Origin of the sequence: Undibacterium sp. Rencai35W, from assembly GCF_049340185.1 — a bacterium.
Lineage (GTDB): Bacteria > Pseudomonadota > Gammaproteobacteria > Burkholderiales > Burkholderiaceae_D > Undibacterium.
In genome coordinates this window covers 1-26,156 of the sequence record NZ_JBMPPC010000008.1, presented here as the reverse complement: position 1 = coordinate 26,156, position 26,156 = coordinate 1, and the positions used below count along the sequence as shown (strand labels likewise).

The 26,156-nt window shown below is 50.4% G+C and carries 19 protein-coding genes; 6 read left to right on the top strand and 13 right to left on the bottom strand.

Annotated features, from left to right (window positions below; translation table 11 throughout):
• Nucleotides 1-341 precede the first annotated feature (341 nt).
• From ACO0K3_RS16435 to ACO0K3_RS16420, 4 genes are all read right to left on the bottom strand, one after another.
• A complete protein-coding gene (locus tag ACO0K3_RS16435) occupies nt 342-635 on the bottom strand; it encodes a hypothetical protein (RefSeq protein WP_422986440.1) in 294 nt (97 codons plus the stop codon).
• Between the two features lie 540 nt (nt 636-1,175).
• On the bottom strand, nt 1,176-4,925 hold the full coding sequence (gene metH, locus ACO0K3_RS16430) for a methionine synthase (protein ID WP_422986438.1): 3,750 nt from the start codon (nt 4,923-4,925) through the stop codon (nt 1,176-1,178).
• A gap of 335 nt (nt 4,926-5,260) precedes the next feature.
• Nucleotides 5,261-6,214, bottom strand: a complete 954-nt coding sequence (locus ACO0K3_RS16425) for a TerC family protein (RefSeq protein ID WP_422986436.1) — start codon at nt 6,212-6,214, stop codon at nt 5,261-5,263.
• 208 nt (nt 6,215-6,422) lie between these two features.
• The gene (locus tag ACO0K3_RS16420; protein ID WP_422986434.1) at nt 6,423-7,109 is read right to left on the bottom strand and encodes a Bax inhibitor-1/YccA family protein; all 687 of its coding nucleotides are present in this window, start codon (nt 7,107-7,109) and stop codon (nt 6,423-6,425) included.
• Between the two features lie 196 nt (nt 7,110-7,305).
• On the opposite strand from ACO0K3_RS16420, the gene nhaR reads away from it, so the two are divergent.
• On the top strand, nt 7,306-8,247 hold the full coding sequence (gene nhaR, locus ACO0K3_RS16415; protein ID WP_422986432.1) for a transcriptional activator NhaR: 942 nt from the start codon (nt 7,306-7,308) through the stop codon (nt 8,245-8,247).
• Between the two features lie 27 nt (nt 8,248-8,274).
• On the opposite strand, the gene ACO0K3_RS16410 is transcribed toward nhaR, so the two are convergent.
• The 8 genes from ACO0K3_RS16410 to def all read right to left on the bottom strand — a co-directional run bounded on the left by ACO0K3_RS16410 (nt 8,275) and on the right by def (nt 16,194).
• Nucleotides 8,275-9,108 carry an alpha/beta fold hydrolase gene (locus ACO0K3_RS16410; RefSeq protein ID WP_422986430.1) on the bottom strand — a complete coding sequence of 278 codons (834 nt, stop codon included), beginning with the start codon at nt 9,106-9,108 and terminating at the stop codon, nt 8,275-8,277.
• An 85-nt stretch (nt 9,109-9,193) separates the two neighbouring features.
• A complete protein-coding gene (locus ACO0K3_RS16405; RefSeq protein ID WP_422986428.1) occupies nt 9,194-10,258 on the bottom strand; it encodes a branched-chain amino acid ABC transporter permease in 1,065 nt (354 codons plus the stop codon).
• Entirely contained in the window at nt 10,255-11,235 is a 981-nt protein-coding gene (locus ACO0K3_RS16400) for a branched-chain amino acid ABC transporter permease (protein WP_422986426.1), read from the bottom strand. The genes ACO0K3_RS16405 and ACO0K3_RS16400 overlap by 4 nt, the downstream gene beginning before the upstream one ends.
• Nucleotides 11,232-11,969 (bottom strand): ABC transporter ATP-binding protein, encoded by a 738-nt coding sequence (locus tag ACO0K3_RS16395; RefSeq protein ID WP_422986424.1) that lies wholly within the window; start codon nt 11,967-11,969, stop codon nt 11,232-11,234. Before ACO0K3_RS16395 ends, ACO0K3_RS16400 begins: the two co-directional genes overlap by 4 nt.
• Nucleotides 11,966-12,751 (bottom strand): ABC transporter ATP-binding protein, encoded by a 786-nt coding sequence (locus ACO0K3_RS16390; RefSeq protein ID WP_422986422.1) that lies wholly within the window; start codon nt 12,749-12,751, stop codon nt 11,966-11,968. The genes ACO0K3_RS16395 and ACO0K3_RS16390 overlap by 4 nt, the downstream gene beginning before the upstream one ends.
• A 223-nt stretch (nt 12,752-12,974) precedes the next feature.
• The gene (locus ACO0K3_RS16385) at nt 12,975-14,162 is read right to left on the bottom strand and encodes a substrate-binding domain-containing protein (RefSeq protein WP_422986420.1); all 1,188 of its coding nucleotides are present in this window, start codon (nt 14,160-14,162) and stop codon (nt 12,975-12,977) included.
• Between the two features lie 548 nt (nt 14,163-14,710).
• A complete protein-coding gene (gene fmt, locus ACO0K3_RS16380; protein WP_422986418.1) occupies nt 14,711-15,667 on the bottom strand; it encodes a methionyl-tRNA formyltransferase in 957 nt (318 codons plus the stop codon).
• Nucleotides 15,667-16,194, bottom strand: a complete 528-nt coding sequence (gene def, locus ACO0K3_RS16375) for a peptide deformylase (RefSeq protein ID WP_422986416.1) — start codon at nt 16,192-16,194, stop codon at nt 15,667-15,669. Before def ends, fmt begins: the two co-directional genes overlap by 1 nt.
• A gap of 144 nt (nt 16,195-16,338) precedes the next feature.
• On the opposite strand from def, the gene ACO0K3_RS16370 reads away from it, so the two are divergent.
• The 5 genes from ACO0K3_RS16370 to ACO0K3_RS16350 all read left to right on the top strand — a co-directional run bounded on the left by ACO0K3_RS16370 (nt 16,339) and on the right by ACO0K3_RS16350 (nt 24,946).
• Nucleotides 16,339-17,442, top strand: coding sequence for a LysM peptidoglycan-binding domain-containing protein (locus tag ACO0K3_RS16370; protein WP_422986414.1), 1,104 nt, complete (start codon nt 16,339-16,341; stop codon nt 17,440-17,442).
• A 22-nt stretch (nt 17,443-17,464) separates the two neighbouring features.
• A complete protein-coding gene (dprA, locus tag ACO0K3_RS16365) occupies nt 17,465-18,595 on the top strand; it encodes a DNA-processing protein DprA (protein ID WP_422986412.1) in 1,131 nt (376 codons plus the stop codon).
• A gap of 209 nt (nt 18,596-18,804) precedes the next feature.
• Nucleotides 18,805-19,281, top strand: a complete 477-nt coding sequence (locus ACO0K3_RS16360; protein WP_422955397.1) for a DUF494 family protein — start codon at nt 18,805-18,807, stop codon at nt 19,279-19,281.
• Nucleotides 19,282-19,506: 225 nt separating this feature from the next.
• Nucleotides 19,507-22,110, top strand: a complete 2,604-nt coding sequence (locus ACO0K3_RS16355) for a DNA topoisomerase III (RefSeq protein ID WP_422986410.1) — start codon at nt 19,507-19,509, stop codon at nt 22,108-22,110.
• A gap of 121 nt (nt 22,111-22,231) precedes the next feature.
• Nucleotides 22,232-24,946 (top strand): DUF1631 family protein, encoded by a 2,715-nt coding sequence (locus tag ACO0K3_RS16350; RefSeq protein ID WP_422986408.1) that lies wholly within the window; start codon nt 22,232-22,234, stop codon nt 24,944-24,946.
• A gap of 65 nt (nt 24,947-25,011) precedes the next feature.
• Here ACO0K3_RS16350 and ACO0K3_RS16345 read toward each other — a convergent pair whose 3' ends face one another.
• Nucleotides 25,012-25,971 carry a cation diffusion facilitator family transporter gene (locus ACO0K3_RS16345; protein WP_422986406.1) on the bottom strand — a complete coding sequence of 320 codons (960 nt, stop codon included), beginning with the start codon at nt 25,969-25,971 and terminating at the stop codon, nt 25,012-25,014.
• Nucleotides 25,972-26,156: the final 185 nt, after the last annotated feature.

Below are 26,156 nucleotides of genomic sequence, written 5' to 3'. Positions count from 1 at the left end.
GAACCCGCAAGCCTGATGCGGGTTGTGGCGTGATTTCAGTCTGCAAGCCGCATACAGACTGCGGGATCAGTTTTGGGAACTTCTAAAAACCTCCAAATTAAAAAATCACATCATCACACCAAGAGGACTGACGCCAACACCAAGACCTTTTGCCACCGAGACACGGAAATACGGAGACATAGAGAAAAGACAGGAGCAGTGCGATTAAGTGGTTAAATAAAATAGGGACTAAAGAGTTTGTAGAAGCTCTCTTTTAACTGTCTCTCGGAACCTGATAAGCAGAGATGTCGCGCTATCTGTCATCTCGTTCTGAGACATACAGACACGGGCCATCATCCCATTTATTCATGCCGGATATGTGACAGGCGGTCAGTCATGACATGCTCGCATAATTTAAACAGTACATAAAAAGCCATCGCTCCCAGCGCACTCACACCTAGCTCCAGAAACTGCTGCAACCCGCCATCCATCAGTCCTGACCAACCATTGCTCACGATATAGCTGGCATTCAGTGTCAGCACACGCACCAGATCCAGCGTCAATATGCCAAACAGTAAAAAACTGATGGTCATTAACATAAAGGTGAGCAGGATATGACGGCTTAAGCGGCGATATAGTTTGCTATGGGTGCTCATGGAGGTCTCCTGATAGGGTTTTATGTGTTGTTGGGTGGATGCTGAGAGGATTGTTGAATTGTAGCGCTTAGAATTGCCAGGGTTGGAGATAATGTCCGAGAGCTTGCTTACGTTCTAGTCTGCATGGTTTGTGCTTCGTGCTGACAAGCTGGGGATAGCCCGGCAGCCACTTACGGGAGAGGAACCGAGTATGGCCGATGATCTGAAGCCTAAGGCATACAGTCAGAACAGTGTTGGATTGCCCCCGCTCCTGCGTACCGTTTTGAACAAAGGAAAATGGTGAGCTTATTGAGCGCTAGCAATCGGTGCGCACGGCGCACCCTACAAAACTATGAATACGCACGCTACGCTTGCTTGACCTCGATACAATGAAACATGACCTCTTTCTCTAATAGCTGATAGGTACTCAGAAACATTAGCAATGTTTTTTCTGTGCAGTGCTTCATAGATATTTATCCAGCTCGCGTGATTACAAGCAATTTAGTCATATGGAACGGGTGAACCCGCGATACGATTCGAGCACGGCGCTGCTTTTTCTCATCACAAATTAGGCGCCAACCACCGCTCAACTTCTTCCTTCGCCACCCCTCGCCGCACAGCCATATCCACCACCTGATCATCGGCAATCTTACCAACGCTAAAATACTTGGATTCAGGATGCGCAAAATAGAAACCTGACACTGCTGCGCCCGGTATCATGGCCCATGATTCGGTGATGAACATATCGATTTCTTCGCATTGCATTTGTCTGAACATCTCGGTTTTTACCGTGTGTTCCGGGCAGGCCGGATAGCCTGGTGCCGGGCGTATGCCTTTGTAGGATTCTTTAATCAGGTCTTCGTTGCTGAGTGCTTCGTCTGCGGCGTAGCCCCAAAGATCTTTGCGGATACGTTCATGCAGGTATTCGGCGAAGGCTTCTGCGAGCCGGTCGGCGAGGGATTTGAGCATGATGCTGCTGTAGTCATCGTGCGCATCTTCGAAGCGTTTTTCGTACTTCTCTATTCCCAGGCCTGCGGTGACGGCGAACATGCCTATGTAATCGGCGATGCCGCTGTCTTTCGGTGCGATGAAGTCGCTCAGACATTGGTTTGGTCTTTGCACGCCGTCGATGACAGGTTTCTCGGTTTGCTGACGTGTGCCGTAGTAGGTGAGTGCGACTTCACTGCGGGTATCGTCAGTGTAGATTTCGATGTCGTCATCATTGACGGTATTCGCTGGTAACAGAGACACCACGCCGTTCGCGGTCAGCCAGCGGCCTTCGATGATTTTTTTCAGCATCGCCTGACCTTCTTCAAATACTTTGCTCGCTGCTTCGCCTACAACTTCATCAGTCAAAATCGCGGGAAAAGGTCCAGCCAGATCCCAGGTCTGGAAGAACGGGCCCCAGTCGATGTAGTGGGCGATGGTTGCCAGATCGACGTTTTTAAAAAGGCGACGGCCGATGAACTTGGGTTTGACTGGCGTATTTTTTCCGCTGAAGTCGACACGCATTTTGTTAGCGCGTGCTTGAGCCAGTGTGACCATAGGCACGGCTTTTTTATTGGCGTGCTGGGTACGGATGCGGTCGTAGTCGGTCGCAAGTTCGTCGATGTATTGTTCGCGACTTTCTGGTGTCAGCAGTGATTGGGCGACCGATACCGAGCGTGAGGCGTCGGCAACATAGACGACTGGCCCTTCGTAATTCGGTGCGATCTTGACGGCGGTATGCGCGCGGCTGGTGGTTGCGCCACCAATCAGGAGCGGGATTTTTAGCATGCGGAAATGCGGATCGCGCTGCATCTCTTTGGCGACATAGGCCATCTCTTCGAGCGACGGTGTAATCAAGCCAGAGAGGCCGATGATGTCGGCATTCTCGGCTTTAGCTTTGGCTAAAATTTCAGAGCAGGGCACCATCACGCCCATGTTGACGACTTCGAAATTATTACATTGCAAAACTACGGTGACGATGTTTTTGCCAATGTCATGTACGTCGCCTTTGACGGTGGCGATGACGATTTTACCTTTGGGTTTGTTGTCACCGCTGAGACGTTTTTCTTCTTCGATATAGGGCACCAGATGCGCAACGGCTTGCTTCATGACGCGGGCGGATTTGACGACCTGCGGTAAAAACATTTTACCCTGACCAAACAAGTCACCGACGATATTCATCCCTGCCATCAGCGGGCCTTCGATCACATGGATAGGGCGACCGCCGCTGTTCAACACATTCAGGCGTGCTTCTTCGGTATCTTCGACAATCCAGTTGGTGATGCCGTGCACCATCGCATGCGAAAGGCGTTTTTCTACCGATTCATTGCGCCATTCCAGCGTCGCTTCTTCGCGCTTGCCACCGGCTTTGAGTGTCGCTGCGAATTCGATCATGCGCTCGGTCGCGTCTTCTCGACGATTGAGAACAACGTCTTCGACACGTTCACGCAATTCAGCATTGAGTTCGCTGTACACGCCGACCATACCAGCGTTGACGATACCCATGGTCATACCAGCCTGAATCGCATGGTAAAGAAATACCGTATGAATCGCTTCACGTGCAGGATCATTGCCGCGGAAGGAGAAGCTCACGTTCGATACGCCGCCGCTGATTTTTGCGCCAGGCAAGTTTTGATGGATCCAGCGTGTCGCTTCAATAAAGTCGACCGCGTAATTATTGTGTTCTTCGATACCAGTGGCGACCGCGAAAATATTCGGGTCGAAGATGATGTCATAAGGATCGAACGCGCATTCGTTCACTAATAAATCATAGGCACGTTTGCAGATTTCGATTTTACGTTCGTACGTATCGGCCTGACCCTTTTCGTCGAAGGCCATGACAATCACGGCAGCGCCATAACGTTTACACAGTCTTGCATGATGCAGGAACTGTTCTTCGCCTTCTTTCATCGAAATCGAGTTGACGATGGCCTTGCCTTGCACGCATTTCAGGCCAGCTTCGATGACACTCCATTTGGAGGAGTCAATCATGATGGGCACGCGGGCAATATCAGGTTCAGACGCGATCAGATTCAGGAAGCGCGTCATTGCGGCCAGTGAATCCAGCATCGCTTCATCCATGTTGATGTCGATGACCTGGGCACCGTTTTCGACCTGTTGACGCGCTACTGCTAGAGCTTCGTCGTATTGCTCATTCAGGATCAGGCGGGCAAAGGCTTTGGAACCGGTGACGTTGGTACGCTCACCGACGTTCACGAATAAGGACTCGTCGTCAATCGTAAATGGTTCCAGTCCAGACAAGCGCATGGCCGGTGCTATTGCTGGAATCGCGCGTGGTGTCTGGGTTTGCAGGATGTCCGCAATCGCCTTGATGTGCGGTGGCGTAGTACCGCAACAGCCTCCGGCAATATTGATAAAACCCGCTTCGGCAAATTCTTTGAGGAGTGCCGAAGTATCTGCCGGTAATTCATCAAAGCCGGTATCGCTCATCGGATTCGGCAAACCGGCATTCGGATAAATACAGACGAAGGTATCCGCAATCTTGGATAGTTCTTCCGCATACGGACGCATTAACGCAGCACCGAGAGCACAGTTGAGGCCGATGGTCAGTGGCTTGGCATGACGAACAGAGTTCCAGAAAGCCGGTACCGTCTGACCGGACAGGATACGTCCGGACGCGTCCGTCACCGTACCGGAAATCATGATCGGTAAGCGGGTCTGGGTTTCTTCAAAATACTGATCAATCGCGAACAGCGCAGCTTTGCAATTGAGCGTATCAAAAATCGTTTCAACTAGCAGGACGTCAGCACCGCCTTCGACCAGACCGCGTACTTGCTCGTGATAAGCGGCGACCAGCTGGTCAAAAGTCACATTACGTGCAGCAGGATCATTTACGTCAGGGGAAATCGATGCTGTCTTTGGCGTAGGGCCGAGTGCGCCTGCGACATAACGCGGTTTATCAGCGCTTGAGTATTTATCACAAGCAGCACGGGCAATTCTGGCGGAGGCGACATTCATCTCATACGCCAGATGCGCCATGTGGTAATCATCCTGCGCAACAGTGGTAGCACCGAAGGTGTTTGTTTCGATCAGATCGGCACCAGCGGCCAGATATTGCTCGTGGATTTCTTGAATCACATGCGGTTGCGTCAGGGACAGTAATTCGTTATTACCTTTGACGAAAAGTTCACGCACACCCTCTGGACCTGTGAAGTCTTTGAAGCGCTCACCGCGATAATCTTCTTCAGTCAGCTTATAGCGCTGGATCATGGTGCCCATCGCGCCATCGAGAATCAGGATGCGTTCTTGCAACAGCTCGCGGAGACGGGTTTCGGTGGCGGAAACGGCAGGGGTCTTGGTCATGATGATTACTCGCAAAAACGAAAAACCCGATCGGCTCATGCATGCTGGCGGATCGGGCGACGTCCTTTTAGCAGCACTTATTACGCGCCCGCAATCTGAATCTCAAATCGGCGCTGTTGAGCGTGGATTATACCAGTTAGCCACCCGTTTCCGCCGCGCCGGGTAGCTAACGTCATCCGGTCTGAGGCGATGATCATGTCCGGCGGATAATTTTTGTAGAGATATTCACCGCTACGGCTCGGTTTCATCATATTAAATAAATATCGAAAAACCAATAAAAAAGGGCATGTCATCAACATCGATAACATGCCCAAAAGGGAACTGCCGGGTAAAACTTATTTCTTTTTACGTGTTGCAATCAGGCTGGCAACGATGGAGCTAATTAGAATGCTGGCAATGACGGTCAGTGAAATGGCGGTCGGGATATGCATCCATTTGACGATGAGCATCTTGATGCCGACGAACATCAGGACAAAGGCGAGGCCGAATTTGAGTAAATGAAACCGGTTTGCCATGTCAGCCAACAGGAAGTACAGCGCGCGCAAGCCCATGATGGCAAAGATGTTGGAGGTAAATACAATAAACGGATCGGTTGTCACTGCAAAAATCGCCGGAATCGAATCCACTGCAAAGATGACGTCGGAAATTTCGATCAGGATTAATACCAATAACAGTGGCGTGTAGACGCGTTTGCCTTGTTCAATGAAGCTAAATTTTTCACCGTGTAATTCTTTGCTAAAGGGCAGCCATTTTTTTGCAAAGCGTAATATCGGATTCGCATCGAGATTGGGTTCCTTGTCGACAGCAACCAACATACGAAAGCCAGTGATCAGCAGAAAAATTCCGAACAGGTATAAAACCCAGGCAAATTGCGTCACTACCCAGGTGCCTGCCAATATCATCGCAATACGCAAGATGATGGCGCCGAGCACGCCGTAGAGCAAGACTTTACGCTGGTACTGCAACGGTACCGAGAAGTGACCGAAGATCATTAAAAAGACAAATACATTGTCGACCGACAGCGATTTTTCGATCACATAGCCTGCCAGGAATTCCATCGCTTTGGCATCGGCGATGGTGCGGCCTACGGTGTCACTCAGATACATCCAGAGGCCCAAGTCAAACAGCAAGGCCAGACTGACCCAGACCAAGGACCAGATTGCGGCTTCTTTGATGCTGACTTTATGTGAGCGTGAACCGCCCAGGGCGAACACGTCGAGTGCAAGCATGCCAAGGACAAACGCAATAAATACGCCCCACATCCAGGGCTGGGCAACGCTGTGTAACATAGTAAATCCTATTATTTTTATAAAAACCTGAGATCAAATTCGAAAGAGCTGTCTACAGTAATCAGATTGCTGGATTGCTTTGGGCGTTCTTCTATCGGCAAGAAAATTTATGTGGTTGTGTCGCTTTGACTTGTTTTGCTAATCAATGGCAATTCCGCACCGGATGCTGCAGTGGTGCGGAATTGGGCGACTGATGAATTAGCTAGATTTATTCTTCGTTGATGAAGCCTAGTAATTGCAACAGGCTCATGAACAAGTTAAAGATAGTGATGTACAGACTCACGGTTGCCATGATGTAGTTAGTTTCTCCGCCACGGATGATATTGCTGGTTTCAAACAAAATCATACCGGACATCAGCAACACCATTACCGCCGAAATCGTCAGTGAGAGTGCCGGGATCTGAAAGAAAATCGCACCCAGACTAGCGACAAAAGCGACTAGCATACCGATCATCAGGAAGCCGCCCATAAAGCTGAAATCCCGTTTGCTAACCAAGACATACGCCGACAAGCCCAGGAAGATCAAACCAGTCAAGCCCATTGCCCCCATGACGATTGCGCTACCGCCTGGCATACCTAGATAGCGGCTGATGACTGGCCCGATGGTCAGTCCCATGAAACCAGTCAGCGCAAACACGAACAACAGACCGAGACCGCTGTTGCGGAATTTTGTTGTCAGAAACAGCAAGCCAAAATAACCGACCAGTGTGATGATGATGCCTGGGCCCGGCAGCGCAAAGGCAACACTTGCCGCCGCGGTCAGGGCGCTGAATAACAGCGTCATCGACAATAACATATAGGTATTGCGCAATACTTTATTGCCAGCACCGGCGCTGGAGTCGATGTAATCGACAGTCTGCGCATTGCGCAAGGCGGAACGATCTAGAATTTTCATGCTTTTCTCCTGAAATGTTGATGATCTGAAAGAGAGCGATCAGACCTTCACCTTCCCAACAGAAGGTAGCAACAGTGTAGTTCGCGTTAATCTACAATAAAAGTCGAATATAATTGATAAATTATTCGATTTATTCGATGTGTTTGCTGTCTTGGTAAATTTTTACCCTAAATAGCTACCAGCTACTTCCTTTCTGATGAGTAATCTTAATTACAAACATCTCCATTATTTCTGGACTGTCGCCAAAGCCGGCAGCATTGCGCGGGCCAGCGAGCAGTTACATCTGACGCCGCAAACAATCAGCGGCCAGATTAGTTTGTTTGAAGAAGTTCAGGGAGAACAGCTGTTTAAAAAACATGGTCGCAATCTGGAGCTGACCGAAGCCGGTCGTCTGGTTCTGGGTTATGCCGAAGAAATTTTTTCGCTGGGACAGGAGCTTGAAGAAGTTTTGCACCATCGGCCAACCGAGCGTACGGTGCAATTGCGGGTTGGCGTCTCAGATGCCTTACCCAAAGCCCTGGCTTATCGCTTGTTAGAACCGGCGCTTAAGCTGCCGCAAACCTTGCGCATCAATTGCCGCGAAGGAAAGCTTGAATCATTGCTTGCAGACCTGGCTATGCACAAGATTGACGTTGTCATGTCTGATAGTCCAATGCCGCCCACAGTGAACGTGCGCGGTTTTAATCATTTGCTCGGTCAGTGCGGCATCAGTTTTTTTGCCACGGCCGCCTTACGGCAGCAATATCCAGCCGCTTTTCCTGCTTGTCTGGAGGCGGCACCTCTGCTCTTGCCTGGTGAGGACGCTGCCTTACGCTCCAAGCTCTTACATTGGCTGGACGCGCAGCAATTGCATCCGAGAATTGCGGGTGAGTTTGACGATAGCGCCTTGATGAGTGCTTTTGGTCAGGCTGGAGCGGGATTTTTTGCTGCGCCTTCAGCGATTGCCGATATGGTGATGCGTCAGTATGACCTGATCCAAGTTGGACAGACGGATGATATTGAAGAACAGTTTTATGCGATCTCGGTTCAGAGAAAGCTGACGCATCCCGCTGTGCTGGCAATTAGCCGTGCCGCACAGCAGGATTTATTTGGTAATGTGGCTAGCAACAGATCGTCGCCCCACAACTCTGAGGGATGAGCATTTTTTTGATTGGATTATTTTCTGTTATTTCAGAAAATTTCGGACAATCTCGATCTGCTCAGTGACATTCAAAGCCGGTGCATGGCCGCAGCCTGCCACCGTAATTAATTGTGCCTTAGGACCACGCTTCGTCATGGCTTGTGCGACCTCTTCTAGCAATAAATCGGAATGCTCACCGCGCAGCACCAGAGTTTTACAACTGAGGCTGTCGTATTCGTCCCAGCGCAAATAATCGTTATCGTGTTCAGTAAATTGCATGACCATCTGCGGATCGTAGTGCGACGTAATTCGCCCGTCAGGCAAACGGCGCACCGAGCTCTCTGCCATGCGTCGCCATTGCACATCGCTTAGCCAACCATAGGGTACATAAATCTGGCGCAAATAGTGTTCAAATTCAGTAACGCTTGAAAAGCTTACAGGGGAGCCCGCATAGCTGCGGATACGCTGGATGGCCGGGTCGGCCAATTGTGGGCCATTGTCATTCAATACCAGATGAGTAATACGATTTTTTAATAAATCAGCTGCAGCGACTGTACCGATCGCCCCTCCCATCGAGGTACCGACCCAGCGCATGGTCTGGATGTTGAGTTGGTCTGCTAAGTCGTTTGCTAGCCGAGCGTAAAAATCGAGGCAATATTCCTGTGCCGGCAGAGGGCTCCATTGGGATAAGCCACGGCCGATCGTATCCGGAGCGATGACGTAATATTCTTCGGCGAGTACCATGGCCAGATCATCAAAATCGCGGCTGGTTCTTGCCAGTCCATGCCATAAGATCACGGCAGGTTTGTCCGCTGAACCCCATTCCATCAAGTGCAGCTCGCGATCGCAACAACTGAGGTAGCGTGATATCGGTGTCATGAGATAGGTATTTAATAAAGATTAACGCCAGTTGAATGCAGGCGTACATAGCAACAAAAAAACGGTCAAAAAAACGGTAAAAAAATCAGGATTTTCTGAGCTTGCCCACAATGCCCAGAGGCAGGTAATACACTGATAAGACAAACAATACGCCCAGCCACAATAACCAGCGATCAGGATGAAAAAAATTCGCAATGAAAGGCACGCTCTCCAGATTCCCGTGCAGGAGTTTCATACCGTCTTGCAGATAATTTTGCGAGATGACTAAAATGGCAGCACCCAGTGCCGCGCCATACATCGATCCCATGCCGCCGATGACGACCATCAGGAGAATATCGATCATGATGTCAAAACTGAGTGCGGTATCCGGACCGGCATAACGCAACCAGATCGCATATAAAATACCCGCGCAGCAGGCCAGCAACGCGGATAAACAATTACCGATAGTACGATATTTGACCGGATTAAATCCGATCGCTGCAACCCGGAAGTCGTTTTCACGTACCGCCTGTAATACCCGGCCAAACGGAGAGTTCACGATGCGCAGGCAAAATAAAAACAGGAGCAGCGCACAAAAATAAACTAGGTAATAGCTCAGTGTTTTACCCGTCCAATCAATACCGAATACCGGATTTTCAAGCAACTGAGTTCCTGGTGACAGCAGCTCGGGTAATTTAAAATTCAAGCCATCTTCACCACCAGTAAAATCCGAAAACTGCGAGGCCAGAATCGCAAAGAAATTTGCCAGTGCCAGTGACATCATGGCGAAAAAAATCGTTCTCACACGTAGCGATAACATGCCTAGCAACAGTGCCAGTAGCAGCGTCAGCATTAAGGCGCTGGCAGCTCCCGCAAATAACACCAACCAGCTGACCTCGAAGCGCGACATGGCAATCCCGACACCGTACACACCGATACCAAAAAACATCGTATGCGCAAACGAGACAATCCCGGTATAGCCAAGCAAGAGATCGTAGCTGCTCGCGAGCACAATAAAGACGCAAATTTTAGCTGCGACATTCAGTGCTCTGGTACCCGGAAAAATCGCCGGTGTCAGCAATAATCCGAATAACAACGCCAGCATCAGGATCGCTAGCACGCGGCTTCGCGGCGTGTCGCCGGACAGAAGAGTAGAGGTAATCAATTTCATCGTGACGCCACCGGAAAAAGGCCTTGAGGGCGCCACAATAAGATCAAGACCATTAGCAAGATATTCGCACCCAAGGCCACCTTGGGTGCGAGGAAACCGACATAGTTTGCCAGCAATCCGACCAGCAAGGCACCCGCAAAGCAGCCGCCAACCGAGCCTAGGCCACCAATAATGATCACGATGAAGATTAAGACCATGAGCTGCGCCCCCATTGTGGCGGTGACCGTTTCCTGATACAGGCCCCACAGCACGCCGCCGACACCTGCCAGTGCCGAACCGGCGACAAACACACCGACAAACAGGCGGCGTATTTTGTAGCCCAGCGTTTCGACCATCTCTGGATTTTCTACACCGGCGCGTACCAATAAACCGAGTTTGGTACGGTTGAGTATCAGCCACATGGCAATAAAAATCAGCAGGCCAAGTACAACGGCGATCACGCGAAATTTTTCAATCGCGACATCGCCAAAAATCCAGGAGCCACGTAAGCTCGCTGGACGTGTCAGCGGGATTTGCTCCGGTCCCCAGATCACATGAATCAATTGTTCCGCAATGATCAGGCCGCCGGTTGTGATCAGGATCTGTGTCAGATGCATGCCATACACAGGGCGGATAATCACACGCTCAAAACCCCAGCCGAGCAAGCCAGCAACGATTGCTGCGGCAGCCATTGCCATGCCAATTGCCAGCAAGTTGAGCGCTACATTATCGGCCTGCATCCAGCCCGCCAGCGGCAACATCACGCTGGTAGCAACGAAGGCGCCGATCGCGATAAATACGCCATGACCAAAGTTCATGACATCCATCAGACCAAATACCAGCGTCAAACCGCTTGCCATGATAAAAATCATCATGCCCATCGCCAGACCAGCGACAGTCAAGGTGATCCAGGTCGGCAGACTGGGAAGTAAGACTAGTGAGCCGAGCATGACGGCGGGGATTAGTAATTTGGGCAAATTTTTCGTCATCAGTTTCATGCGTGTGCTCCCGTTGCAGATCCCAGGTTCAAGCCCAGTAATTGCTGTTGTAGTTCCGGGTTGCCGGTCAGCGCCTGCATACTACCGTGATGCAGGATTTTGCCGGAATCCATGACCGCAACCTGATCGCCGAGCGCTTGTGCTACCGCGAGATTTTGTTCGACCAGTAAAATGCTTGCGCCTTCTTTTTTGAGTTCACGTAAAGCGCTGATCATGCTATTGACCATGACAGGCGCCAGTCCTTTTGATGGTTCGTCGAACATGTAGAGACGGCGTTTTTCGATGATGGCGCGGCTGATGGCGACCATTTGTTTTTGACCACCGGAGAGCTTGCCTGCCGGTTTTTGCCAGAATTGCTGAAGTGCCGGGAACAATGAAAAAATCCAGTCCAGGCGCCGCTGATCGATTGATCCCGACCGTGCTGCCAGTAACATGTTTTCTCGTACGCTGAGATCACTGAATATGCCCATGTTCTCTGGCACATAGGCGATGCCCTGTACCGCGATGTCCGCTGTGCTCATGTGGGTGATTGCCGTCTGATCCAGCGTGATGCAGCCAGCGCTGGCGTGCCACAAGCCCATGATCGTGCGCAATGTGGTGCTCTTGCCTGCACCGTTGCGCCCCAATAGCATCGTGAGCTGTCCGCGCTGCACGAACAAGTCGACACCTTGCAGGATGTGATACGGACCGATATGCGTGTGCACGCCGCTGAGTTGCAACAAAATATCGCTCATGCTGCGACCTCCCCGGATTCTGCGGCAACCCCGAGATAGGCCTCTTGTACCACTGCCGATTGCATGACTTCGGCAGGTTTGCCGTCGGCGACTAATTGTCCTTGGTTCAGGACGATGATGCGGTCTGCCAGCCGTTCTACTACATCCATTTTATGTTCTACTAAGAGGATAGTTTTGTCCCGTTGCTGCTGTATGTCCGCGATTAAGTCGAGTATCACCGGGGCTTCGTCGTGGCTCATTCCTGCGGTCGGTTCGTCGAACATAAATACGCTGGGCTGCATCGCGAGTAGCAGGCCGACTTCCAGCTTGCGCTGATCGCCATGCGGTAATTCAGCGGCACGCATATCGCGCCGCTTGATCAATGCGATGCGGGTCAAAATTTGGTCTGCTTCATTGATCCAGTTTGCATGAGAGAACCAGGTTGAGAGCAGTTGCAGGCCACGCTTTTCCCGGCTTTGCACGCGTGCCTGTATCGCCAGCCTGACGTTTTCCATAACCGTTAACCGAGGAAATAAATTCGTTAATTGAAAGGCGCGTCCCAAGCCATGTTGAGCTCGCGTAGCGGCATTAGTATTACTGATGTCCTGACCGTGCAACAGGACCTGACCGCTGGTGACCGGTAACTGACCTGAGATCAGATTGAAATAAGTGGTTTTGCCTGCACCATTAGGGCCGACGATTGCCGTCAGTGTGCCCGGTGAAAATGTACAGGACACCCGATCAACCGCGATATGTCCGCCGAAATTGACTGTCAGCGCACGGGTTTCTAGTGAAATGCTCATGGAGACCTTTGATGGAATACCGCAGCGTTCATGCAGGTATGTAAGTCAGCCGTTGACTGATACATATTTGGAGTCTGTATCCGGTGAAAACAGACGTAGTTCGTATGCGCTGACTGCTGATATTGATTGATGACCATCCGTCAGCGCTGATACGGTTACGCGGTTCGCTGTTGCTTTAACGTTACTATTAACGTGTTTATTAATGTTGGTATTAACGTTTGTATTAGCGTTTGTTTTTTACCGGAACCGCCATCTCTTCGATCTTCAGTTCGCGTACCAGTTCCGGTACACCCCAGGCAAATGCGGGATCGACTTTGATCTTGAAGTGATACATGGATTGCAGCGCCTGGTGATCTTCTTTGCGGAAGATCATTTTGCCTTTTGGCGTCTGAAACTCCATACCTTCCATCGTCTTGATCAGATTTTCTGTACTGGTATCTTTGCCTGCTCTGGTCAGCGCCTCGACTACGGCAATCCCTGCTGTCATACCGCCTGCTGTAAAAAAATCAGGTGGTGTTTTGTACTGTTTGTAGTGGTTGGCCACCAGCCATTCGTTGACCGGATTTTTGGGAATACCGAAGTAGTAATACGTCGCGCCTTCCATACCGGGGAATTGTTTGTAGGCTGTCATCGCCGGCAGGATATTGCCGCCAGTGGCGATCTCGATGCCGTAACGCTTTAGGTCCAGATCGGCGATTTTGAATGGATTGCCTGCGCCTGCCCACAGTACAAAAATGACTTTGCGACCTGGCTGGTCTTTGAGTTTGTCGATCAAGCGCTGCGCACCGGCGGTGAAATCGGTGGTGGAGGTCGGCAGATATTCTTCATGGATTAGTTTGGCACCTTTGCCCGACAGCGATTGCTTAAATGCTTTTACGCCGTCGCGGCCGAATGCATAGTCTTGTGCCAGAGTGGCAATCACGATGCCCGGTTTATCGAGCGCGACGGCGTTGGAAATCGCATCCTGGGATGAGTTGCGACCAGTGCGAAAAATATAGCGGTTCCATTTGTCACCGGTGATCGAGTCGGCTACGGCAGGTTCCACGATCAGCAGTTTTTTGTATTCCTCTGCAACAGGCAGCATCGCCAGAGCGACACCTGACGAGGTGGGACCAATGGCCAGATCGACTTTGTCATCACCGTAAGCCTGTGCGAGTAATGATTTGCCCATGTCGGGTTTGCCCTGGCTGTCTTTTTCAATCACAAGGATCTTGTTGCCATTGACCATCATGGTGCCTTTGGTGGCGTAATCCAGACCCATCATCAGACCGATCTGGGTTTGCTTGGCATAGGCTTCAAGCGGCCCGGTCTTGTCGTAGACGTGGGCAATTTTGATATCTTTGGCGTAGGCATTGAGGCCGCAGGTGCTCAAGGTGAGCAAGGCAATCGTGCTGAGGGCAAAACGTTTCATGAAGTCTCCTGTCTGGGTATCAGTTGTAATCAGCTCTAATTAACTGTAGTTAGCCGTTGTAATGATTTTTATTGTTTTGTATTGATCACCGTCGATGGCGACATAGAGACTCCGCGCTCATGCGTTGCAGAGGGACGCAGCAAGCTAATCGCTGTGCGTCTATGGGGGATGATGAGTGTCCCCGGTCTCCTGTTGCTCTTATCTTTAAGATTATTCTGCTAACAACTAAAAATATCAGGCGACGCAGAATTTCCTTAGCTTGTTTTGTGCTTTTCGATACTATATTTGGCAACTGGCAAAGACAATACAGTAGAACTACTTGGTACGCGGGATTTGTTGCGAGGGGAGCGGAATGCTGGCCGATGATCAGGGCAGTGGATTCATGTACGTTGATTGCTTTATGTACTGTGAACGCTACTATTGAATAGTGATATTGAGGCGTAATAGGGGGAGTATGTTATAAAACATGCCTTAATCCGCAAATTTCATCTAGGGATAGTGAATATACTTATAGGGAGTATATTCACCATTGCCATAGGTAACAGCCTTTAGCTAAAACTTTGACTGGACTCGATTGGGAAGCCCTTGAGGAATTCGCTGGCAGGCAGTCGTTTGCCTCCCGGCTTTTGTAACTCTGTCAGACGCAGGCTCTGAGCACCGCAGGCGACAAGGACACCCTCCTGTGCGTTGGCGCTGATGATGCTGCCAGGTGGTTTTCCTGAGGTGACATCGACGGCTTGCGCATGCCAGAGTTTGACGGTTGTGCCAGCGATCGTGGCGTGTGCTCCCGGAAAGGGATTAAAGGCACGAATTTTTCTGGCGAGTTGTTCTGCGGATAAATTGAAATCCAGGCCAGCTTCTTCTTTGCTGATTTTGGCTGCGTAGGTGACGCCTTGCTCCGGTTGTACCGTCGCGGGTATCGCGCCTTGTTGTAGCTGACGTAAAGTCTCTGTGATCATTTCACCGCCGAGTTGCGCCAGCTTGTCATGCAGGCTGCCGGTAGTGTCATCTGCGGCAATCTCAACACTCTGCATGTGCAGCATCGGACCGGTGTCCAGTCCTTCTTCCATGTGCATAATCGTGATGCCGGTTTGCGCATCACCACTTTCGATGGCGCGATGGATGGGCGCGGCACCGCGCCAGCGTGGCAGCAAAGAGCCATGAATATTAATGCAGCCTAGGCGAGGTATATCCAGCACCGAGCGCGGCAGAATCAGCCCATACGCCGCCACCACCATAACGTCATGCGGTGTATTGCGCAGCAACTCATGTGCTTCCTGTGCTACATCAGGATATTTTCCGTCGAGCTTTAACGATGTCGGCTGCGCCACCGGAATATCGTGTTGTAACGCAAATTGTTTGACCGCCGAGGCGTGTAATTGCATGCCCCGGCCAGCTGGCCGGTCGGGCTGCGTCAGTACCAGCGGCACCGTGAATCCCGCAGCATGGATAGCCTGCAACGCAACCGCGGCAAATTCAGGCGTGCCAGCGAAGATGACGCGCATCAGCGCCCCTTCGCTTTGCTGCGATGCTCTTCGCGTTCTTCTTTGATCATCTTGGTTTTGATGCGATTTCGCTTTAAAGGCGATAAATACTCAACAAAGACTTTGCCTTTGAGATGATCCATTTCATGCTGGATACATACGGCTAGCAGACCATCCGCGTGGAGTTCAAATGGTTTGCCATCGACATCAAACGCACGGACTTTGACTTCGGCAGGACGTTCTACACCGTCGTAAATGCCGGGAACGGACAGGCAGCCTTCGTCGTAAACTTTCTTTTCTTCGCTGGCCCAGATGATTTCCGGGTTGATGAATACCTGCAATTCGGTATTGGTTTCTGAGGTGTCGATGACCACCAGTTGTTCATGTACATCGACCTGTGAGGCAGCCAGGCCGACGCCCGGTGCGTCGTACATGGTTTCGGCCATATCGGCGGCCAGTTGCTTGATTCGGTCGTCAAAAACGCTGACGGGCTTGGCCACTTTATGCAAACGTGGATCGGGATAACGCAGGATATTTAGTATAGACATAAGGCTTTTCACAACAACGAAAGGGCGTTGCGATGCGGTTTTTCTTGCTACTTCAATGATTTATAGGCAAAATTTGATTCACTTTGGCAAGTTAGTGCCTGCCTATTCGCTTCATCATCCTGCAGCATGCATCGGACAACATTCATGAAAAAGTTTAGCACAATCGCCCTGCTTATCGCTGTCGCCTTCCCAGTCATGGCAAGTTCCCAGGCTTTCGCGCAAGAAGCTGTCAACGCAGCCAAGGCGGGTAAATGCACATTTTTACCGGATGCACCGGACAAACATGTAGTGGTGAAGGGCGATACTCTGTGGGATATTTCGGCCAAATTTTTGAGTAATCCATGGTGCTGGCCTGAAGTCTGGGGCATGAACCGTGACGAAATCCGCAATCCGCACTGGATCTATCCAAATCAGATCGTGTATTTTGACCGCGTTAATGGCCGCTTGCGGTTGGGGCAGGCCGTCGGTGGCTCGGGTGCCGATGGTTCGGCTAAAGATGGCGGCAGACTGCAACCCCAGGTTCGCACCGAAGACACCGGAAAAAATGCGATTACCGCAATACCGTCGAATCTGATCGAGCCATTTTTGTCGCAGCCTCTGGTCATAGAAAAAGACACCTTGCTGACCGCGCCACGTATTGTCGCAACCCAGGAGGGGCGCGTGATTCTTGCCAAGAGCGATAAAGCCTATGTGCGTGGCGACCTGAAGGGCGGTACGTCATTCCAGGTGTTCCGTCCAGGCGTTCCGCTCAAGGATCCTGAAAACAATACCGTGATTGGCTATGAAGCGGTCTATTTAGGCACATTGAAGCTGGAACGCACGGCGAAAACCCCTGATGGCGTGGATAGTTTTATCGTCGCCAGTGCCAAAGAAGAAATGGCAGTCGGTGACCGTCTGATGCCGATTCCGCCTACGCCGATCCAGAATTATGTGCCGCATCCACCAGAGCGTGACGTACGTGCGCGTATCGTCTCGATTTACGGTGGCGTCAGTCAGGCGGGACAGAATCAGGTGGTCAGTATCAACAAGGGGGCGAGTGCGGGGCTGAATATCGGTACCGTACTGGAACTATCCCGTTACGGAAAAATCATTCAGGACAAAACTGACGAGAAAAAACCGATTCGTCTGCCGGATGAGCACTACGGTAGTCTGTTTATTTTCCGCGTTTTCGACAATATTTCTTATGGTCTGATTATGACGGTGACGGACACGGTTGCCGTTGGCGATCTGGCGACTTCTCCAGAATAAACCGTCTGAAGCCGGGCCGTCAGTGACTCCACACAATGCGCTTGCCAGCGACTGGGTGGAGTGGTTGCGGCTAGAACAGACACCCGGTGTCGGTCCCGAAACGGCACGTCAGCTATTGGCAGCCTTTGGTCTGCCTTCACAAATTTTTGCTGCCGACTTTACCGCTCTCAGCAAAGTTGTCTCTGCCAAAGTCGCTAAAGCTCTTTTGCAGCCCGAATCGGGGCAATTGCAGCAACGTATCGAGCTAATCCAGACCTGGTGCAGTCAGCCCGGTAATCAGGTGCTGACCTGGATAGATGCTAATTATCCGCGTGCTTTGCTCGATATTCCTGATCCTCCTGTACTGATTTATGTCAAAGGCCGCCTGGCTTTGCTGGATGCGCCGACGATCGCGGTTGTGGGCAGCCGAAATGCAACTGCGCAAGGAATCCGTAACGCAGAGCAATTTTCTGAAGCTTTGAGCAAAGCCGGTTTGACGATCAGCTCCGGTATGGCTGCCGGGATCGATGCGGCAGCCCATCACGGCGCCTTGCGCGGCGCAGGTTCAACCGTCGCGGTGATTGGTACCGGTGCTGATATTGTTTATCCGGCGCGCAACAGGGCGCTTGCCCACTTAATTGCTGACGGCGGTTGTATTGTCAGTGAGTACCCGCTTGGCATGCCTGCAATTGCGTCTAATTTCCCGCGCCGCAATCGCCTGATTTCCGGTCTGGCAAAAGGGGTGCTGGTGATTGAGGCTGCGGCACAGTCGGGATCGCTGATTACAGCACGCATGGCTGCTGAGCAGGGGCGCGATGTGTTCGCCATTCCCGGCTCTATTCATTCGCCGCTTGCCAAAGGGTGTCATCAATTGATCAAGCAGGGCGCGAAGCTGGTAGATACGGCGCAAGATATTTTGGATGAATTACGATTTTTACCCTTGATGCGCCCGGTCGCTGCCTCGTCAAAGCAGATGACATCGGCATCCTTAGCAGAAATCACAAGCGCGGATCAGCGTCTGCTGGATGCGATAGGCTATGACCCGGTTCATGTTGATCATCTGGTTGAGCGGGTGGGGATAGATGTTGCCGAGCTGAGCGGTGTATTATTGACATTAGAGCTTGATGGCCACATCGAACAATTGCCAGGCGGAATGGTAAAGCGCATCGGTTAGTAGCACGTATGCCCGACTCTGGAAAACAGATAATTTCGCCATCTATACCTTGTATCAGGGGGAGTATAGGTAAAAACAAGGCTTGAGCCGCACAGTTTGCGGCGTGCTGTTAAAATACTGGGATGTAGTATCTTTAAATAAGCAAGTTCCGCCTGAAATCCGTTCAAACGGGGCTTGTTTCGAATTCTCCTTGAGGCTACAGTAACGACATGTTCGATATTCTTGTATACCTCTACGAAACCTATTACCGTCCAGATGCTTGTCCGGATACGGCGGTTTTAGCTAAAAAACTCTCCGCCGTCGGCTTTGAAGAAGATGAAATCTCCGAGGCGCTGGATTGGCTCACGGTACTGGCCGACACTACCAATGAATTAGATAAGTTGCCTGAGCAAGATGCGCTTGCCTCAAAAGGCTTCCGCGTCTATGCTGCCCGTGAAATTGCTGCCCTGGGCACGCCTGCAATGGGATTTTTGCATTTTCTCGAATCGGCAGGATTGATTAATTCACAACAGCGTGAGATTGTCATTGAACGCGCTGTCGCCATTCATGATTCGCCGGTTCCCCTGGATAAACTCAAAGTCATCGTACTGATGATGTTGTGGAGTCAGGGCAAAGAACCTGACATGCTGATGTTCGACGAGCTCCTGTTGTCGGACGAAGAAAGCGAGCCTCGTTTGCTGCATTAGAGACAAAATGACCGCCATTCGCTGTTTTGTGGCTAAAAAAACATCTCATTGCAGTTTTTTGTAGTTCACGTTTATCATTCGCCTTTAATATACCTGCTGACGCACATGCTTGGTGCGTCTGCCGCAGTCCTGATTTAGGCAAGTCTTGCTTGGTTTGGCTTCATTCGCCCCGATCGAGTCCGCCCCCATATAGAGTCAATACAGAAACGACTGAGAAATAACACCATGACCAAAACCCTCATCATTGCCGAGAAGCCTTCCGTCGCCAACGACATAGCGAAAACGCTGGGCGGCTTCACTAAACATGATGATTACTTTGAGTCTGACGACTATGTATTGTCCTCGGCGGTTGGCCATTTGCTGGAAATCACGGTTCCGGAAGAGTACGACGTCAAACGCGGCAAATGGAGCTTCACGCATTTACCGATGATCCCGCCGCATTTCGCGCTGAACCCGATTGCCAAGACAGAATCGCGCTTGAAAGTGCTGAACAAGCTGATCAAGCGTAAAGACGTGACCGCCCTTATCAACGCCTGTGACGCGGGCCGCGAAGGGGAACTGATTTTCCGTCTGATTGCACAGCATGCGAAGGCCAAGCAACCGGTTAGCCGTCTGTGGTTGCAGTCAATGACACCGGCTGCGATCCGTGAGGGGTTTACTAAATTACGCAGCGATGAATCGATGCTGCCGCTGGCCGATGCAGCCCGTTGCCGCTCCGAGGCGGACTGGCTGATTGGTATCAATGGCACCCGCGCCATGACAGCTTTTAACTCCAAAGAAGGTGGCTTTTACCTGACCACCGTAGGCCGGGTGCAGACGCCAACATTGTCGATTGTGGTTGAGCGTGAAGAAAAGATTAAAAAATTCGTGTCCCGCGATTTCTGGGAGGTGCGTGCCGAATTCGTCTGTGCAGTCGGTATTTATGAAGGTCGCTGGTTAGATCATCAGTTTAAAAAAGACGAACACGATACCGAGAAAAAAGCCGAACGTCTGTGGAGCAAAGCAGCCGCAGAATCGATTGTGGCGGCTTGTCGCGGTAAGCAGGGTAATGTCAGTGAAGAATCCAAACCGGCGACACAAATGGCGCCAGCCTTGTTTGATCTGACGAGTTTGCAGCGCGAGGCTAACTCACGTTTTGGTTTCTCCGCGAAAAACACCCTCGGTCTGGCGCAGGCTTTGTATGAAAAGCACAAAGTACTGACTTATCCACGTACCGATTCCCGTCATTTGCCGGAGGATTATCTGGACACGGTGAAGCAGACGCTGGAAACGGTCTCAGAAAATAATAATTATTATCAATTCGCTGCTCAGATTCTGAATAACAACTGGGTCAAGCCGAATAAGCGGATTTTTGATAACGCCAAGATCAGTGATCACTTTGCCATCATTCCGACCGGTCAGGCGCCAAAGAATTTGTCTGAGCCAGAGCAAAAATTATATGACTTGGTGACACGCCGCTTTATGTCGGTATTTTTCCCTGCCGCGGAATTTCAGGTCACGACCCGCATTACCGAAGTATCCGGTCATCAGTTCAAGACCGAAGGTAAGGTCATGACTAATCCTGGCTGGTTGGCAATTTATGGCAAAGAAATCCTTGACGATAATGATCCCGAAAACAAAGGTAATCTGGTTGCAGTCGCCAAGGGAGAGAAAGTCAAAACCGAAAAAGTCACTGCCAATGGTCTGGTGACCAAACCGCCTGCACGCTATTCAGAAGCGACCTTATTGTCTGCAATGGAAGGCGCCGGTAAGCTGGTCGATGATGAAGGCTTACGAGAAGCTATGGCCGGTAAGGGCCTGGGTACACCGGCGACGCGTGCGGCCATCATTGAGGGTTTGCTCAATGAAAAATATCTGCTGCGTGAAGGCCGTGAGTTAATGCCGACTGCCAAGGCGTTTCAGTTGATGACGCTGTTACGCGGACTTGGTGTGGATGAGTTGACGTCACCCGAATTGACAGGTGAGTGGGAATACAAGCTCTCGCAAATGGAGCGTGGCAAAATTAGTCGCGAAGAATTCATGCGCGAAATCGCTCAGATGACACAGATCATCGTGAAGCGCGCTAAGGAATACGATAACGATACCATCCCAGGTGACTATGCGACCTTACATACGCCTTGCCCGAATTGTGGTGGCGTCGTCAAAGAAAATTATCGCCGTTTTGCCTGCACTAAATGCGAATTCTCGATGAGTAAGACACCTGGCAGCCGTCAATTTGAGGTAGCTGAGGTTGAAGAGGTTCTGAGTAAGCGCGAGATCGGACCGCTGCAAGGTTTCCGTTCAAAAATGGGCAGACCTTTTGCGGCGATTCTGAAGATCGTGCGCGACGAAGAGCATAATAATTTCAAGCTGGAATTTGATTTTGGCCAGAACCAGGACGATGAGGATGCGGAGCCGGTCGATTTTACTGAACACACCTCGTTGGGCCCTTGTCCTAAATGCGGTAGCGGTGTGTACGAAATGGGATTGACCTATGTATGCGAAAAAACCGTAGCCAAGCCAAAGGCATGTGATTTCCGTAGCGGCCGTATCATTTTGCAGCAAGAGATTTTGCCTGAACAAATGAGTAAGTTACTCAAGGGGGGTAAAACCGATTTGCTGCCGGGCTTTATTTCGCAACGCACGCGCCGCCCGTTCAAGGCATTTTTGGTGCGCGGTAAAGATGGCAAAGTCAGCTTCGAATTTGAAGAACGCAAAGCGAAAGCCCCTGCCAAACCAAAAGCGGCAGCGGCTTCTGATGAGACTGTCGCGAAACCTGTCAAAGCGACTGCAAAGGTGGCTGCCAAGCCAGCTAAAAAAACGACGGCCGCCAAGAAGAAAGCAGCTTGACGATATTTAACAAAAATTATTAGTTGTTCGTCTGTATTGCCATATACATAATATAAGTATCTGGTTTATAGTTTGGATTGTTCTCCATGCAAGCTGTCCTAGCTGAGACTCAAGGAAGAATATGGATCCAAATGGTTTACTGGCGACGACGCGCGCAGAATTTATGCGCGCCTTTGTTGCTGCCGTTGAAAAAACGTTACCGCGTAGTATAGAAGAGCTATTTAGCAAGGCAGATGCGAGCTACTCGTCATCTGAGCAAAGTCGTTATCTGAACGCTCGCACCTTGCTACAGGACAAAGGCGAATTCCTGGTTCAGCAAATGGCTCATAGTATGGAGCATCTGCTAAACCGCAGCTTCCAGACAACCTACAATACATTCCGGCCCTCATCTGCATTAGCTGCCAACGCTGACAGCCTGTCGTTAATCGACTCGTCGGCATTTGAAGATGAATTGCGCATTAATGATATTACCAAGCGCTTCCGTAGCGAGGCCGAAGAGCAGCTGCGTGACCTGAATATCCGTGTCGCTCTGCTATTTGAGCAAGACACCATCAAGGAGCGCGAAAACCCGTTTCGCCCTTATCTGTTTTCGCGCTGTATTGCGTCTGCGCTTGAAAATTTTGGTCTGACTGCTGAGTTATCCGCCGTTTTGCTGGAACAATTAGCATCCAGCTTTGCGAGTTTTGTCGCAGGTATTTATAAGGATGTGAATACGCATCTGGCACAACACGGCCTTGCCGCACAATTACAATTCAAGATAAAAAAATCGCCGACCTCTGTTGTTGGCGACACGCTGCCTGAAGAAGCTTTGGCAGAAGAAAGTGAAGAACAGGTTTTTCAGAATAGTCGCGCAAGAATGGATGCGGCCAATTATGATATTGGCGGCAAGTCCTACAATGTTGATGCAAGAGCCGTGTCGACGGATACACCGAAGCGCAGAATGGAGCAACTATTTGCCTCCGTACGTGGCATGGCATCTGGTGTTTCAAGGCGCAATTCAGAAATGGCAACCATCACTTCCGCTCAACAGTCTGCCGCTTATCCGTCCTCGCAAGAATCTTCACCAGAGGATATGTCCCAGAGTAAATTTGGCTGGCTATCCGGAGGGCAGGCGGTTGGCAGTGTATTGAGAAAATTCTTTTCCAATGATGTCGCCTCACCTGAAGATCGTGCCGCTGCCGCGGGATTTCGTCATAGCGGTATGAACGGTATGTCGGGAATGCCGCATATGTCGGGAGGACACGAGCCGGATGCTTCCGTGTATGCCAATACCGCAGGGCAGGCTGGCGATTATGCCTCTGCAGGTAATCCAGCGCATTCTGCAAATCAGATCCAGACTGGTCAGGGAGTATCGCAGCATGGTCAGGCCGGCCATTCGCAGACACATGGCGTCATGTCTGCAAACGGATCACCTCTTGCTCAGTCCGTACAAGGTATGCAAAGAGCGCAAACACCTTTAACGACAGAGATGCTGGACGGACATGGTGAAGTACGTAATCTAATCCTGGAGCAAAGATCCGCATTAAACGAGATGACTAAGGATGTCGATGAGCAAATGACGATCGACATCGTGGCAATGCTGTTTGAATTTATTCTCAGGGACAATCAGGTTCCGGCAGAAATTCGCGCCCAGCTAGGTCGTTTGCAGTTTCTGGTATTGAAGGTGGCCTTGCGAGATACCTCTTTACTCACGCAAAAAGGTCATCCGGCGCGGATGCTGGTAAACCGTATAGGCTCTATTTCCTTAGGCTTAAAACAGCTTGATCCTACGGGCGTACATATTACTGCAGAGATTTGCCGTATCGTTGAGGCGCTATTGCAGGATGACAGCGAGAGTGTGGTTCTGTTCGCAAAAATGCTGGATGAATTCGATGCTTTTATCGCTAAAGAATTGCGCGCCAGTGATAAAAATATCGAACGTACGATTGATGCTGTCGAGCAAGTTCAAAACCGTACATTGCGGTTTGCACACACTGCAGCGCAACTGGCCGAGGCGTTGCTTGGGCTGACGATTGACAGTTATCTGAAGGAGTTTTTGGAAAATACCTGGGTACATGCGATTGAGCAGGCTGAGCGCAAGGACGTCAAACGCGCGCGCCGCTACCGTTTACTGGTTCCGGATTTGCTATGGAGCATTATTCCGAAACTGAAAGAAGATGATAAAACGCAGTTATTTGCTTTGCTGCCCATTATTCTCAATACTTTGAGAGAGGGATTGGCTCTGGTTAAGTGGGATCCGGTCGCGCAGCAAAAATTATTGAACTGGCTAGTCGATGCGCATACCAGTGTGTTGAGGGCTTCGCATTCGCAGACGTTGACGCATGTACCAACCTTGTCAGCGATTCACGAGCATTTTACTAATTTTGTAAATAATCCCGAGGCAACGGAGCAGGAGACTAACGAATATAAAGATCTGGCGAAGAATCAGAAATACTTGGATCAGGCGATTAAAGACCTGGATCTCAAAGTACAGATGCTGGATCAAGTGTTTGACCAGGAGCTGCCGCATGAGAGTAAAGATATTTTGTTGCGCGAGAACCAGGTTGAATTAACCCCAGCGCTGATTCAGGAGCGGCTGCGCAGCGGCATTGCCTTAGAAATTAATCTCGGTGGAAAGCCTAGCCAAGGTCGGCTAAATTGGGTTAATCCGAATTTAAGTAATCTGGTTTTAAGTCTCGAAGGACAGGATGAGCCGTCAATGGTTAGCATCCGTATGTTCCAACGCATGATGAATCATGGGCGCGTCCGCTTTATGGAAAAAGAGCCTTTGTTCGAACGGGCAGTCCAATCGCTGCTGGTCTCGGCAGATCAGATGGATAAAACGCTGAGCGTGTAATTCTCGGCGTTTTATCTAGCGAAAGTCGTTGTTGGCTGGGGAATAATTTTTCGACTAGGTTTCGCTTATTCTTTGCTTGAGTCGATATCCGGTTCAAAAAAGCACCACCTCGCTTGCGGCCATTCTTCTTGCAGGCTTTCTTCCACTTCGTTAATGGCATCAATCAACGCCCGGTCAGATGTTTGCGGCTGCATTTTTGCTTGCACCGCGATCATTAATTGTTCACCCCATTGCAAGGTAATGAGATTGATGACATGGTCGACCTGAGGATGATTATTTATATGGGTTTTGATCGCCGCATTAACTTCAGGCGCTGCTGACTCACCCGTGATCATTGCCTTCACTTCTCTTGTTACAAAGAAGGCGACCGCCATTAAGAGAATGCCCACTAGGATAGAGCCCGCCGCATCCCAAAAAGGATTGCCCGTTATAACTGTGAGCACGACAGCAAAAAATGCGATCGCCAAACCGGCAAGCGCAGCGATATCTTCCCCTGCAACCACCATAAGCTCTGATTGGCGTGTTTCGCGAAACCATTGGAAAAACGACTTGTCGCCAGAAATTTTGCGAATTTCCTTCATTGCGCCATATAAAGAGAAGCCTTCGAGCAGGACTGAAATTCCTAATACGGCAATCGCTACTAAGGGGTTTTTTATTGGCTCAGGATGTTCGAGATGCTTAATACCTTCAATGACGGAAAAAGCGCCACCCATAAAAAACAGTAAAAGAGCTACCATCATTGCCCAAAAATAGACGACCCGACCGTAACCCATGGGATGAGAGGCGTCTACGGGGCGCTTAGCCTCTTTTAGTCCAACGAGTAAAAATACTTGATTGACGCAGTCTGCCAGAGAATGAATCGCTTCAGCAAGCATCGCACCAGAGCCAGTAAAGGCGGCGGCGGCAAATTTTGAGATGGCGATGCCGCCGTTAGCACCTAAGGCATAAAAAATTGCTTTAGTAGAGCCGTCAGATTGAGAAGACATAGGTGACTTTGCAGTAAGTAGTAAATAAGCGGACAACATACCGACTTCTTAAACGGCCTGCAAGCAGTCAAGCTTATACAAAATCATGTTTAATCATAAAAGTTCTTGCAAGGTAGGGGGAGATTTGCTATAGTTCGGCTCCCGTCGAGAGGCGGGGAAGGCAAGAAAAGAAAGTGAAGCAGTTAATGCAGGTTTTAGAAGTGAAGAGTTAAGTGCGCGTAGTA